The organism is Aquaspirillum serpens DSM 68, assembly GCF_000420525.1.
GTDB classification, from domain to species: Bacteria; Pseudomonadota; Gammaproteobacteria; order Burkholderiales; family Aquaspirillaceae; genus Aquaspirillum; species Aquaspirillum serpens.
This window is the reverse complement of record NZ_ATVC01000066.1, coordinates 1-13560: the sequence shown is the minus strand read 5'-3', so window position 1 is coordinate 13560 and position 13560 is coordinate 1. Positions and strand designations below refer to the sequence as shown.

At 50.1% G+C, this 13560-nt stretch carries 12 protein-coding genes; 11 read left to right on the top strand and 1 reads right to left on the bottom strand.

Translation table 11 applies throughout. From position 1 onward, the window contains the following. Positions 1-301, bottom strand: a 301-nt coding sequence (locus tag G465_RS0111065; protein ID WP_027405407.1) for a hypothetical protein, incomplete at its 3' end; no start/stop codon positions are given. Between the two features lie 391 nt (positions 302-692). Here G465_RS0111065 and G465_RS0111055 point away from each other — a divergent pair. From G465_RS0111055 to G465_RS0111005, 11 genes are all read left to right on the top strand, one after another. Then, the gene (locus tag G465_RS0111055) at positions 693-1835 is read left to right on the top strand and encodes a D-alanyl-D-alanine carboxypeptidase family protein (protein ID WP_022654527.1); all 1143 of its coding nucleotides are present in this window, start codon (positions 693-695) and stop codon (positions 1833-1835) included. 13 nt (positions 1836-1848) lie between these two features. After that, positions 1849-2118: a YbeD family protein gene (locus G465_RS0111050; protein ID WP_022654526.1), complete on the top strand. Its 270-nt coding sequence runs from the start codon at positions 1849-1851 to the stop codon at positions 2116-2118. A gap of 1 nt (position 2119) precedes the next feature. Beyond that, a complete protein-coding gene (gene lipB / locus G465_RS0111045; RefSeq protein WP_022654525.1) occupies positions 2120-2749 on the top strand; it encodes a lipoyl(octanoyl) transferase LipB in 630 nt (209 codons plus the stop codon). Beyond that, complete coding sequence (gene lipA / locus G465_RS0111040) at positions 2746-3699, top strand: lipoyl synthase (protein ID WP_022654524.1); 954 nt, start codon at positions 2746-2748, stop codon at positions 3697-3699. The genes lipB and lipA overlap by 4 nt, the downstream gene beginning before the upstream one ends. A gap of 121 nt (positions 3700-3820) precedes the next feature. Further along, complete coding sequence (locus G465_RS0111035; protein ID WP_022654523.1) at positions 3821-4420, top strand: methyltransferase domain-containing protein; 600 nt, start codon at positions 3821-3823, stop codon at positions 4418-4420. A 53-nt stretch (positions 4421-4473) separates the two neighbouring features. Further along, positions 4474-4947, top strand: coding sequence for a copper chaperone PCu(A)C (locus G465_RS0111030; protein ID WP_027405405.1), 474 nt, complete (start codon positions 4474-4476; stop codon positions 4945-4947). Positions 4948-5087: 140 nt separating this feature from the next. Next, positions 5088-6668: a methyl-accepting chemotaxis protein gene (locus G465_RS14535; RefSeq protein ID WP_162138830.1), complete on the top strand. Its 1581-nt coding sequence runs from the start codon at positions 5088-5090 to the stop codon at positions 6666-6668. A 1-nt stretch (position 6669) separates the two neighbouring features. Further along, entirely contained in the window at positions 6670-7542 is an 873-nt protein-coding gene (locus G465_RS0111020; protein ID WP_022654520.1) for a Rossmann-like and DUF2520 domain-containing protein, read from the top strand. A gap of 268 nt (positions 7543-7810) precedes the next feature. Beyond that, the gene (locus tag G465_RS0111015; protein WP_022654519.1) at positions 7811-9259 is read left to right on the top strand and encodes an OmpP1/FadL family transporter; all 1449 of its coding nucleotides are present in this window, start codon (positions 7811-7813) and stop codon (positions 9257-9259) included. 133 nt (positions 9260-9392) lie between these two features. After that, positions 9393-11768, top strand: a complete 2376-nt coding sequence (locus G465_RS0111010; protein ID WP_022654518.1) for a 3-hydroxyacyl-CoA dehydrogenase NAD-binding domain-containing protein — start codon at positions 9393-9395, stop codon at positions 11766-11768. A 16-nt stretch (positions 11769-11784) separates the two neighbouring features. After that, positions 11785-12987 (top strand): acetyl-CoA C-acyltransferase, encoded by a 1203-nt coding sequence (locus tag G465_RS0111005; RefSeq protein WP_022654517.1) that lies wholly within the window; start codon positions 11785-11787, stop codon positions 12985-12987. Positions 12988-13560 lie beyond the last annotated feature (573 nt).

Below are 13560 nucleotides of genomic sequence, written 5' to 3'. Positions count from 1 at the left end.
TGACACGCCAATTTAAGCGTTGTTTTTTGAATTGCCGCAGTCGGGTTGCAAATTCCTCGCAAACCACCTGAACCGTGGTTGAACCAATACTCACCCCTTCGCATTTGCTGAAACCACTGGTGAGTTTTTGCAGATCAAAACCGGACAACCAAAGCTGCGGCTTATTGGTATAACGCCGCAAACTTCGGTGTTGTGTTTCGTTGCAAAAATTCCAAACCGTATTCACATCACGCGCCATTGCCAGCAACACTTTCGCGTGCTTGTCTTTGATGCGGAGTTTGAGTGTTTTTACGGTTTCCATGACAAAATTATAGCAAGCTGTTGTGATGTGATGATTGATATTCAAAAATAATCTGAAGAATAACAAACCATCACACTAGGACGCCTTCAGCGTCCGCGCTCTTAACCCCAGGCTGAACCCCGAGGCTTTCCGCGCATTGGGTAACTTTATCTACAACGCCCACACCGGCAGGAACCCACCTGCCAACAGCAATCATTTTTCTATGCCGTCTACCGGCACTATTTCCCTCCAAAATACAGCACACACATTGCCTGCGCTTAGTGCGATTGAGCTAATAAGATTTTCGCTTCCGAAAACGCAAATCGGCCCCATGTGTATAATTTTTTCGCGAGTAAAGTTTAGCTTTGCTCTGTTTATGAGTGCTGTTTCTAACTGATTATTTCAAATTCGCATGAAAAACCTGCTTGCTTATGCCTTAGCCGTGACGCTGGCAACCACATCCGTTTCTGCGGTGGCAGAAGGTGCTTTTGCACCTCCGCCACCTGATATCGCAGGTCGGGCTTATATTTTGAACGATTTTTATAGTGGTCAAACCCTGGCTGCCCGCGACCCCGATACCCGCATTGAGCCAGCCTCGCTGACCAAATTGATGACGGCCTATCTGACCTTCAAAGCATTGAAGGAAAAACGGCTGACGCTGGAACAGCAACTGACTGTGTCGCAAAAAGGTTGGCGGACAGAAGGGTCACGGATGTTTCTTGACCCTCGCATCCCAGCTACCGTCAACGATTTGATCCACGGCATGATTATCCAATCGGGCAATGATGCATGTGTCACCTTAGCCGAAGCGATTGCTGGCAGCGAAGAAGTATTTGGTCAGTTGATGACCCGTGAAGCCCGTCGCCTTGGTATGAATGGCACTAACTTCCAAAACTCTACGGGTTTACCGGGGGCGCAGCACTATACCACCGTGCGCGATTTGGGCATTTTGGCCAATGCACTGATCCGTGATTTCCCAGAGTTTTACCCGATTTATTCCAAGAAAGAATTCCGCTATAACAACATTACCCAGCCAAACCGGAACTTGTTGTTATACCGCGACCCCAACGTGGACGGGATGAAAACCGGCTTTACCGATGCCGCAGGGTATAACCTCGTTGCCAGTTCGCGCCGCGATGGTCGCCGAGTGGTGTCAGTGGTGGTTGGAACGACGAGCCCAGAGGCCCGTGCGGTCGAGAGTTCAAAGCTATTGAACTACGGTTTACAGTTCTTTGATACGCCACGGCTGTATATGAACAAAAAACCGGTGTCGAAACTGCCAGTGTTCAAGGGTAAAGAAAGCGAACTGGAAATTGGTGTCAGCCGTGATGTGTATGTCTCGGTTCCGAAAGGCACGTCGCGCAAAATTCAGGTGCAAATGACCACCCAAAAACCACTGTTAGCGCCAATTAAAGCCGGCCAAACCGTCGGTAAGTTGAGTTTGTCGCTCGATGGCAAAGTGTTGGCTGAACAGCCATTGGTGGCCTTGAAGGAAGTCCCAGAAGCGGGGTTCTTTGGCCGTTTAATCGACAGCATCAAGTTGATGTTACAGTAAAGAAATCATCACCATGTCGGATTCCACTCAAGATTTGTTGCAGTTCCCCTGCCAATTCCCCATCAAAATTATGGGGCACAACGTACCCGAGCTATTTCCTGCGATTTGCGAGGTGGCAGCGATCCATATTGAAACCTTCGATGCCAGCATGGTTGAAAGCCGTGAAAGCAAGGGAGGCAATTATGTCGCCCTCACTATCACCTTCGAAGCCCAATCGCGCATTCAGCTCGATAACTTCTATTTGGCGCTCACCAGCCATCCTTTGGTGAAGGTGGTGTTATAACGTGAGACCGATTGTCCGCTCTTTAGGCCAAGTGGAATACGAACCCACTTGGCGTGCCATGCAGGCTTTTACCGAACAACGAACTGCTGATACTGCCGATGAAATTTGGGTCGTTGAACATCCGCCCGTGTTCACACAGGGGCTGGCCGGTAAGCCAGAGCATTTACTCCACCACACCGCCATTCCGGTGGTCAAAACAGACCGAGGTGGGCAAATCACCTACCACGGCCCCGGCCAGTTGGTGGTGTATTTGCTGTTAAACGTAAAACGCTATGGTTACGGTGTCCGCGAGCTGGTACGGCGCATAGAACGGGCAGTGATTGCCTTATTGGCGCAACACGGCATCGAGGCCTATGGCGATGTCAATGCACCAGGGGTGTATGTGAATGGTGCCAAGATTGCCTCGTTGGGATTGCGAATCAGGAATGGTGCCACCTATCACGGTTTGTCGCTGAATGTGGACATGGATTTGTCACCGTTCAGCTTAATCAACCCCTGTGGCTATGCGGGTTTGGCCGTCACGCAATTGCGCCAGCTCGGTATCACCCTATCGGTTGCAGAATGTGCTGCACAACTTCTGCCCCATCTCTACACACAACTTGAAGCAGAAGTCGGAGAAGACACACCATGAAATTAGATAACGCTATTGGCGTGAAACACAAAGGCGAGGCTAAAACCGCCCGCATCCCTATCAAAATTGTGCCACTAGAAGAAAAATTAAAAAAACCAGAGTGGATCCGCGCCAAATTGCCCACCGGCCAACGCTTTTTTGAGATTAAAGAGATTTTACGCAGCCAAAAACTGCATACGGTGTGCGAAGAGGCCTCTTGTCCTAATATCGGCGAGTGTTTTAGCAAAGGCACCGCCACTTTTATGATTATGGGCGATATCTGTACTCGCCGTTGTCCGTTCTGTGATGTGGGTCATGGCCGGCCTAATGCACTCGATCCTAATGAGCCAAAACATTTAGCAGAAACCGTTGCCTCGCTGCGATTGCGCTATGTGGTGATTACCTCGGTGGATCGTGATGATCTACGCGATGGTGGAGCCGAGCATTTTGCTGAGTGTATCCGCGAAATCCGCCGCTTATCGCCCTCGACCCAAATTGAGGTGTTAGTACCAGATTTTCGTGGTCGGTTGGAATTGGCGCTCGATATTTTGTCAGCAGATCGCCCTGATGTGATGAATCACAACTTAGAAACCGCGCCGCGTTTGTATAAACAAGCCCGTCCAGGTTCGGACTATCTGCATTCTTTACAGCTGTTGCAACAATACAAACAGCGCAATCCGGATGTAGTAACAAAGTCGGGGATTATGGTTGGTTTGGGTGAGACAGATGAGGAAGTCTATGAAGTCATGGCAGATATGCGCGCCCATGATATTGATATGATCACCATCGGTCAGTACCTACAACCGTCCAATGGTCATTTGCCGGTGCTACGTTATGTCACACCAGAGCAGTTTAAGGTGTTTGAGAATAAAGCTTACGAGATGGGCTTTAAACATGCAGCAGTCGGTGCGATGGTGCGGTCTAGCTATCATGCCGATGTGCAGGCACATGAAGCTGGCGTATACGAATAACATTCAGCTAGCTTGGGTTGATGAAATCAATCCAAGCTAGCGATCTGGTTTACATCTGCTTGCTATTTGAATACCGCGTGGCACAATTCACCCTTCGATAAAATAAAACAGGTGATAAGTGATGGCACAGGACAGTTCTCTACCCGATTTTTGGTGTAAACGTTATCTTTCGGACGTAATGCCTTGGGATGCTGGCGGAGTACCAGAGGAATTTATGCAATACAGCCAACAGCTGACACCACAACAGACAATTTTTATCCCAGGCTGTGGCACTGGCTATGAAGTCGGTTGGCTGGCAGAGCGTGGTTATGCCGTTGAAGCGATTGAATTTAGCCCCGCAGCGTTGGAAATGGCACAAAAGGTTCTCGGCCAATTTGCACAACACATTCACGCTGGAGATTTTTTTACTCACCAACCAAACCAACCATTTGATTGGGTTTATGAACGCGCTTTTTTGTGCGCACTACCGCGTAAAATGTGGACAAGTTATGCAGATAGAATGGCAAAAATCATCGCCCCCAATGGTGTGTTAGCGGGTTATTTCTTTATTGGCGACCAGCCCAAAGGCCCGCCCTTCGGTATCTCACAAGCAGAATTAACCGCCCTACTCAGTCCACACTTTGTCTTAGAAAGCGATCAAGCCAGTGTTGCCCCGTTGCCGGTCTTTGCTGGCAAAGAACGGTGGCAAGTTTGGCGGCGCTGCGACAATCTGTCGCATTGATCTGTCCACAAAGCTCGCCTATCGTGCGGGCTTTGATTATTTTTGGGGGTTTTATGTCTTTTCTGCGCCACGTCGCCCTAGCTTGCGCCATCGTTGCTTTTCCTGCCTTTGCCCATGATTACAAAGTTGGCAATTTACACATCGACCACCCATGGGCGCGTGCCACACCATCGGGCAGCCAAAATGGTGCAGCTTACTTAACCATCAACAACCAAGGTGAAGCAGATAGCCTGTTATCAGCCGCCGCAACGGTATCTAAAACAGTTGAGTTGCATACCCACCTCAATGAACAAGGGGTGATGCGGATGCGCCAAGTGCCGGAAATCACTGTTCCAGCACAAGGAAAAGCCGAACTGAAACCGGGTGGTTATCACATTATGTTAATTGGCTTACAACAGCCACTTAAACAAGGTGAAAAATTTCCCCTGACACTCAAATTTGCTAAAGCTGGCGAAGTCAAGGTAGAGGTAGCCGTAGAAGGTCTTGGTGCACCACAGCCCAAAATGATGCACGGCCATCAGCATTGATTTAACAAAACATTCTGTATCCTATAGCAAAAAAACAATTTACAATTTCTTTAACATTTACATTGTGGATTGTCAGTATTTTGCTATAGGAGAACGCCGTGCTGCAGGACTTTTCACTACGCGCCAGAATGCGCATTATCATGTTCATGGTCTGTGCGCTATTTTGTATTGCCGCAGCACTGGCTTTATTTGGTTTACACCTTAGCCAGCAAAAATTCAGTCAACACATCGACCAAGAACAAATCGCCCGTTACAGCATCACCAAACTCTACGCCAACGGGCTACAAATGGGACAAGCACTGCGCAATATCTTGCTCGACCCCAGCCATCCACAAGCCTATAAAAATTACGATAAAGCGCATGAGGTCTTTGAGAAAGAACTCAACACACTCAAAAAAGTAGGCGAAGCCCTACCTCGCGCCGCACAAGAATGGCAAGAAATCAACCGCTTGTTCAATGCACAACATGCCCAACACGAACCGTTAATGGCGCTGATTAAACAAGGCGAATTACAACAAGCACAACAATTTCTCAACCAAAACGAAACCCCAAAATGGCGAGAATTGCGTAGTTATTTACTCGATAGCATTCAACGCTACGATCAAGACATCGAACAGATTCGCAATCAATTAGAACAAGACATCCGACATTGGCAGCAACTGGCACTGTTGTTTATGGCGCTGGCTATCTTGGTGGGTATCGTGTTGGGGCGGTGGCTAGTACGTCATGTTTTAGCACAAGTAGGCACCGAACCGCGTAAAGCAGCACGCATTGTTCACACCATTGCCGCCGGTGATTTAACCCAACCGATTCCTGATACCAATTCTGAAAGCGTGTTGACTGCGGTACAGCACATGCAATCGCATCTAAAAGACCTCATTAGCCGCATTCGCAGCCACGCCAAAGCTTTAGCACAACAAGTCGAACAAGCCGACCAACAAAGTGCGGTGTTAGCCGATACCGCACGTCAACAAAGCGATGCCGCACAAGCGATGGCAGCTGAAGTCGAACAGTTGTCGGTAGCGATTACCGAAGTCGCAGAAAATGCACAACAAGCGCGGGAAAAGGTGAACGATGCCGGTCATATCGCCGCAGAAAACGGTGCTGTGATTCAAAAATCTAGCCAAGAAATGCAAACGATTGCTGAGCAAATTCGCACCACCGCCGATGTGATTACCGAATTAAGCGAGGCCTCTAATCAAATCTCGCATATCGTGGCAATGATTAAAGAAGTGGCTGAACAAACCAATTTATTGGCCCTAAATGCTTCGATCGAAGCAGCGCGGGCGGGGGAATCAGGACGTGGATTTGCAGTGGTCGCGGATGAAGTGCGGAAATTAGCAGAACGCACCCACGCTGCCACCGGCGATATTGTCAACACCATCAGCGCCATGCAGCAGCGTTCGCAAACCGCCGTCCAACACATGGAAGAAACCGTCAATCAGGTGGAGCATGGTGTTACGTTGTCTAGCCAAGCCAGCCAAGCCTTTGCCCATATCCACACCGATGTGATGCAGATTTTGCAATTAGTGGCAGGTATTTCTCATGCACTACAAGAACAGCGCAGTGTCAGTCAATCGATTGCCAACCATGTTGAAACCATCAGCAATATGTCGGTGAATACCAGCGCCGCCGTCAGCGAATCCGCCCAAGCGATGCACCAACTACACGGGCTGGCCGATGATATGCGCCAATCCGTCAACGCTTTTAAAGTGCATTAAAATGAGCAAGTTACATCTAGTCGGTGCTGGTCGTGTCGGTAAAACCTTGGCCTATTTATTACAACAACAAGGGGTGCAAATTGGCGGCATTGTTTGTCGTCACTTTGCCCATGCCCAACAGGCTGCGACTTGGTTACAGCAAGGCCATGCCTGTGCTGATTTAACAGCCTTGGCCCAACTTCCCCCTGCCAGCAGTGTGTTATTGGCGACTCCCGATGATGCTATCGCCGAACAATGTCTGGCCTTGGTACAACACGGCATTATTCGGCCGAATATGGTGGTGTGGCATGTCAGTGGGGCATGTAGCAGTGCCCTATTAGCGCCAGCACAGGCCGCCGGGGCAGTGGTGGCGTCAGCGCACCCCATCCGCAGTTTTGCCGATGTTGAACAGGCCATTACCCAATTTGCCGGTACTGCGTTTGCCCTCGAAGGGATGCCGCAGGCGTTGGCTTGGTTGACACCAAAAATCCAAGCTATCGGCGGTCAACCCTTTGAATTAACAGGGGATAAACGCTTATACCATGCCGCTTGCTGTGTGGCATCAAATTATGCCGTTGCGTTGGCTGATTTTGCGCTTCAGTTGGCACACCAAGCTGGCTTATCACCCGAAACCGCCCGCCATATTTTGCAACCGCTGGCCAGTCAATCGTTGTCCAATGCCTTTCAACTGGGGCCAAGCGCTGCGCTAACTGGGCCGATTATGCGCGGCGATATCGACACCGTGCGCCAACACCTGTCTGCTTTGATTTCAGTCAAAGAGCAACAGCGTTATCAGGTTTTGGGTCAAGTCGCCCTCGAATTGGCTGCACCACGGTTATCACCAGCGATTTATGCCGAATTACACACCCTATTATCTGCAGTGCACAAACCATAATTTAACGTATTTTTTAGCATTTTCTGTTTTTATTGCTGCGATGCAGCAAATGTTATGCTGAGTTTCTCTGTTTTTTGGTGAATGTGGTCAAGATTAACCAAATGTTGCATTCATGCAACAAAGTTGCGGCGATCACAAATTAAAACGGTCGTTTAGAATGCACATTTGAATGGCTCTGCTAGTATCTGTTCACTGGCTCGCGCCATTTTGCTGCTGAACTAGACACACCACAGGCCAATCAAGGCCGGAAAAAAGAGGAAGACTCATCATGAACATCAAGCCTATCAGCCTTGCTATCGCTGTGCTCGGCACCGGTTTCACTGTGTTGAGTGGGGCCAGCTACGCATCGGGTTATCACTTCGGTACCCAAAGCGTCTCCGCTCAAGCCACAGCCAACGCCAGCGCCGCCGAAGCCAACGATGCCACGACACTGTTTTACAACCCAGCCGGCATGACTCGCTTGAAGGGCACCCAGTTTTCGGGTGCCTTAAACTTAGTTGCGCCAAGCGTGAAATACTCCAACGCCAGCGGCAACTACCCTAACCAACCTGCACGTAATCCTGCCAATCCCTCCCAAGTCGGGATCAAACCGGGTACCGCCATTGCTGGCAGTACAGGCGGTAAAATCACCGATGATTTGATTGTGGTGCCACAAATGTACCTCACCCATCAAATCAACGACCGCATCACCGCCGGTTTAGGGATTTACGTGCCGTTTGCGTCCGAAACAGACTATGAGCGGACATCGGTATTGCGCTACAACGTCAACCAAACCTCTCTCACCACCATCGACATCAACCCGACGATTGCTTTCAAACTGAATGACCAACACTCGGTGGCAGTGGGTTTGATTGCACAACGGGCAGAAGCCGAGCTGCGCCAATATGCTAACTTTGCCGGTGCGGTGTTAGGGATTCCTCACGGTGTAGCGGATGGCTATGCCGAAGTGGAAGGCGATGATTGGGGCTTTGGTTTTAACCTCGGTTGGTTGTGGGAAATCGACCAAGATACCCGAATTGGCCTGTCTTACCGTTCGCCGATCAAGCATACGCTAAAAGGCAAAGCCGACTGGACGACCCCTTCCTCCGGCCCATTTGCTGCCGTCGGTGCCGTGGCACAAGCGAATGGTTATATCGACAGTGATGTGTCAGTTGATATCAAAACGCCAGAGTCGCTTTCTTTACATGGCTATAAAAAGATTGACCCGAAATGGGCAGTGATGGCCGATTTGACATGGACGAAACACTCACGTTTTGACAAAGTCGATATTCAATACGCAGTACCGAAAAACGCACCATTCTCACAAGCCGTACATGGCGGTGTCCGTGCACCCGCGACAACATTAAATCCAAAGTGGGATGACACTTGGAAACTGGCTATCGGCGCGAGCTATCAATACAGCGATCCATTACAACTGCGTTTTGGTGTCGCCTACGATAAATCGCCAGTGCCAAGCGAAGATTTCCGCATGTCAACCATGCCAGATAACGACCGTATTTGGTTCTCGGTCGGTGGCCGCTATGACTTTGATAAGAAAAACTCGCTGAATGTGGCATATAGCTATGTCCACATCAAAGACTCCAAAGCCAAGGTCAATGGCTATTGCGGCGGAGCCACAGCGGGTGCAGTGAACTGCGTATCCAGCTACACCACAGGCCAAGCAGAATATAAGAGCCATGCACATATCTTAGGTGTTCAGTACAACTACCATTTCTGATCGACCTATGATGAGGAAAGCAGGGGATTTACTTCGCTGCTTTCCTGTGCTGCAATGCACCACACATTTTTTTGCTTATCGTTTCAAACAAACGTATGATTTTGTTTGTTGAACGTTGCCAACCGAGGAAACCATGTCTCAATCCAACTTTATTGTGCGTAAAGTCGCTGTTTTAGGTGCCGGGGTGATGGGGGCACAAATTGCTGCTCATTTGGTGAATGCCAAAGTGCCAACCATCCTGTTTGATTTGCCAGCCAAAGAAGGGGATAAAAGCGCTATCGCGAAAAAAGCGATAGACGGATTGAAAAAGCTTAAGCCTGCCCCGTTCGCAGCCAAAGATCGCGCCGCCTATATCACCCCCGCCAACTACGATGAACACCTCGAGTTACTAAAAGAATGCGACTTAGTGATCGAAGCCATCGCCGAACGCTTAGATTGGAAAGCAGACTTATATAGCAAAGTTGCGCCTTTCCTCGGTGAGCAAACCATTTTCGCCACCAATACCTCCGGCTTATCGATCAATGCTTTGGCGCAATCTTGCCCCGAGTCAGTTCGCCCTCGTTTCTGCGGCGTACACTTCTTTAACCCACCCCGCTACATGCACTTGGTTGAGATTATTCCTTGCCAAACCTCTGAAGCAGGGATGTTGGATAACCTCGAGCGTTTCTTAGTCTCGACTTTGGGCAAAGGCGTGGTCCGCGCAAAAGACACCCCTAACTTCGTGGCAAACCGCGTTGGGGTATTCTCGATGTTGGCAACCATCGCCAATGCCGAGAAATACGGTATCCGTTTCGATGTGGTTGATGATTTAACCGGCCCGCGTTTAGGCCGTCCAAAATCCGCCACTTTCCGCACCGCAGACGTGGTTGGCTTAGACACCTTTGCCCACGTTGTGAAAACCATGCAGGACACGCTGCCAAACGACCCTTGGCATAGCCTGTTCCAAAGCCCAAGCTGGTTGCAAACCCTGATTCAAAACGGCGCCCTCGGCCAAAAAACCAAGCGTGGCATTTATAAAAAAGACGGCAAACAGATGTTTGTCCTCAACCCAGCCAGCGGTGAATATGTCGAGGCAGGTCAAAAAGGGGATGATGCAGTTAAAAACATCCTCAAAGAGAGCAACCCCGCACTGAAATTCAAAAAACTGCGTGAAAGCCAACATCCACAAGCACAATTCTTGTGGGCTTGCTTCCGTGATGTGTTCCATTACATCAGCTATCACTTGGCTGATATTGCCGACAATGCGCGTGATTTAGACCTCGCTATTCGTTGGGGCTTTGGTTGGAGCGTTGGCCCATTCGAAACGTGGCAAGCCGCTGGTTGGCAACAAGTCGCGACTTGGTTGCAAGAAGACATCGCCGCCGGTCAAACCTTGGCCACAGCCGCCCTGCCAGCTTGGGTCACCGAAGGTGATCGCGCTGGTGTGCATTTTGCCGATGGTTCTTACAACGCGGCACAACAGACCTTATCGCCACGCTCCACCCTGTCGGTCTATCAACGACAACTGGCGCCAGCGCGTGTTTTAGGTGAAACCGCACCGGATTTAGGCAAAACCGTCTTTGAAAACGAAGGTGTGCGTGCTTATAGCAATGGTGATGGCGTGTTGGTGGTCAGCTTTAATTCCAAAGCACATGCCATCGGGCCACAGGTATTAGAAGGCGTGAACAAGGCGTTGGACATTGCCGAAGCGGAATATCGTGCCTTGGTGATTTGGCAGACCGAAGAGCCGTTCTCTGTCGGCGCTGACCTGCAATCGATGATGCCAGCCTTTATGATGGGCGATTGGAAAGGTATCGAGAACATCGTCAAGAATTTCCAAGACACCTCGATGCGCCTGAAATACAGCCAAATTCCTGTGGTTGCCGCAACACAAGGCTATGCCTTCGGTGGTGGATGTGAATTTGTGATGCACGCCGATAAAGTGGTTGCCGCTTTGGAAACCTATATTGGCTTGGTGGAAGTGGGCGTGGGTCTGTTGCCAGCCGGTGGTGGATGTAAAGAATTTGCCCTGCGCGCTGCCAATGAAGCCAAAGGGGATGTGCTGGCGGCGGTGAAGGATTACTTCATGGCGATTGCAACGGCTAAGGTCGGCACCAGCGCGCTCGAAGGTCAAGAAATCGGTTTTATTAAGAAAACCGATACCGTGGTCTTCAATGCCTATGAGTTGTTGTATGTTGCCAAACAAGAAGCCTTGGCAATGGCAGAAGCCGGTTACCGCCCACCGTTAAAAGTCAAAGCTTTCCCCGTGGCAGGTCGTGCGGGTGCCGCTTCGATTAAAGGTCAATTGGTCAATATGTTAGAAGGCCAATTTATCAGCAAACATGATTTCACCATTGCCAGTTTGATTGCTGACATCATGACCGGTGGTGATGTTGAACAGGGCACCTTGGTTGATGAGCAGTGGATTTTGGACTTGGAACGCAAAGGTTTTATGCAGCTGCTGCGTAACCCACTGACCCAAGCCCGTATTGCCAATATGTTGACCACGGGTAAACCACTGCGTAACTAATTCGGAGAACTGTGCAATGAGCAAGCAAATTCAAGAAGCCTATATCGTCGCAACCACGCGTACCCCTGTTGGCAAAGCCCCTCGCGGCATGATGCGCCATGTGCGCCCAGATGACATGCTGGCCCATGTGTTAAAAGGCGCTTTGGCCCAAGTGCCGGCCCTCGATGTTAATTTGATTAACGATGTGGTGGTCGGATGTGCCTTCCCTGAAGCAGAACAGGGTTTGAACATGGCACGTATCGGTGCTTTGTTGGCGGGTCTGCCCGATACTGTCGGTGGTATCACCATCAACCGTTATTGTTCTTCTGGTATCAACGCAGTACAAATCGCTGCCGACCGGATTCGTACTGGTGAAGCCGATGTGGTGATTGCCGCCGGTGCGGAATCGATGTCCTTGGTACCGATGATGGGCAATAAGGTTTCGCTCAACCCAGCAATTTTTGCCAAAGATGAGAACTACGCTATTGCCTATGGCATGGGTTTGACCGCAGAAAAAGTGGCCGAACAATGGAAAGTCAGCCGCGACGACCAAGACGCTTTTGCCGTCGAATCACATCGCCGTGCTTTGGCGGCCATGCAAGCCGGTGCTTTCCGTGACGAAATCACCCCGTTGGAAGTCACATATCGCACGCCAAACTTGAGCACCGGTGAAGTGGAAAGCCAAGTACGTTTGCTCGATAGCGATGAAGGCCCTCGCGCTGATACATCGTTAGAAGGCTTGGGTAAATTAAGACCTGTCTTCTCGGCCAAAGGCTCGGTCACCGCAGGCAATAGCTCGCAAATGTCCGATGGTGCCGGCGCGGTGGTGTTGGTCTCGGAAAAAGTGCTCAAGCAATTTAATTTGGTACCTTTAGCGCGTTACGTCAGCTTTGCTGTGCGTGGTGTGCCACCGGCTATCATGGGGATTGGCCCGAAAGTGGCAATTCCAGCCGCCTTGCAACAAGCCGGTATCAGCCAACACGATCTGAAATGGATTGAGCTGAATGAGGCGTTTGCAGCTCAGGCGTTGGCAGTGATGCGTGATTTGGAGTTGGATGGTCAAATTGTGAACCCTAACGGTGGTGCGATTGCCTTGGGCCATCCATTAGGCGCGACAGGTGCGATTCGTACTGCGACATTGGTTCATGGTATGCGTCGTCGCGGTGAAACTGGCTACGGTATGGTGACAATGTGTATCGGTACCGGCATGGGTGCCGCAGGGATTTTAGAAATCCTCTAATCCCAACAGTTGTAGGGTAGGCACCACAGTGCCTACCACATCGACCAACGGCAAAATATCACCGTATGTCATCCAGAACCGCCTTGCCCTGAATGGGGTGAGGCGGTTTTTTTTGGTGTTATGTTTTGGCGGTTTGCTTCGAGCCGTTTTGCAAAAACGTATGCCGTAACACCGCAGGCGTAGGGTAGATAAGCGTAGCGCATCTACCAACCAAACCTACCTAATCTCAAAGACGCTGGGTTACAGCTATAACCCAGCCTACCACTCTGGGGTGAGGCGGTTTTTTTTCTGGTGTTATGTTTTGGCGGTTTGCTTCGAGCCGTTTTGCAAAAATGCACGCCGTAACACCGCAGGCGTAGGGTAGATAAGCGTAGCGCATCTACCAACACTAGGATTTCAGGCAAACATTGCTTGAAAACCCCTTTGCAATCAAAATCATTGTGATTTCACCAAAACATCCACATTGGATTTAGCAGTAGTTGTAGGGTAGGCACCACAGTGCCTACCACATCAACCAACGGCAAAACACCGCTGTACGTCATCCAAAACCGCCGCGCCCTTGATTGGATGGGG

Coding starts and splice junctions, on each gene's coding strand:
- G465_RS0111055 (WP_022654527.1), top strand. CDS start 693: ATGAAAAACCTGCTTGCTTATGCCTTAGCCGTGACGCTGGCAACCACA.
- G465_RS0111050 (WP_022654526.1), top strand. CDS start 1,849: ATGTCGGATTCCACTCAAGATTTGTTGCAGTTCCCCTGCCAATTCCCC.
- lipA (WP_022654524.1), top strand. CDS start 2,746: ATGAAATTAGATAACGCTATTGGCGTGAAACACAAAGGCGAGGCTAAA.
- G465_RS0111035 (WP_022654523.1), top strand. CDS start 3,821: ATGGCACAGGACAGTTCTCTACCCGATTTTTGGTGTAAACGTTATCTT.
- G465_RS0111030 (WP_027405405.1), top strand. CDS start 4,474: ATGTCTTTTCTGCGCCACGTCGCCCTAGCTTGCGCCATCGTTGCTTTT.
- G465_RS14535 (WP_162138830.1), top strand. CDS start 5,088: ATGTTCATGGTCTGTGCGCTATTTTGTATTGCCGCAGCACTGGCTTTA.
- G465_RS0111020 (WP_022654520.1), top strand. CDS start 6,670: ATGAGCAAGTTACATCTAGTCGGTGCTGGTCGTGTCGGTAAAACCTTG.
- G465_RS0111015 (WP_022654519.1), top strand. CDS start 7,811: ATGAACATCAAGCCTATCAGCCTTGCTATCGCTGTGCTCGGCACCGGT.
- G465_RS0111010 (WP_022654518.1), top strand. CDS start 9,393: ATGTCTCAATCCAACTTTATTGTGCGTAAAGTCGCTGTTTTAGGTGCC.
- G465_RS0111005 (WP_022654517.1), top strand. CDS start 11,785: ATGAGCAAGCAAATTCAAGAAGCCTATATCGTCGCAACCACGCGTACC.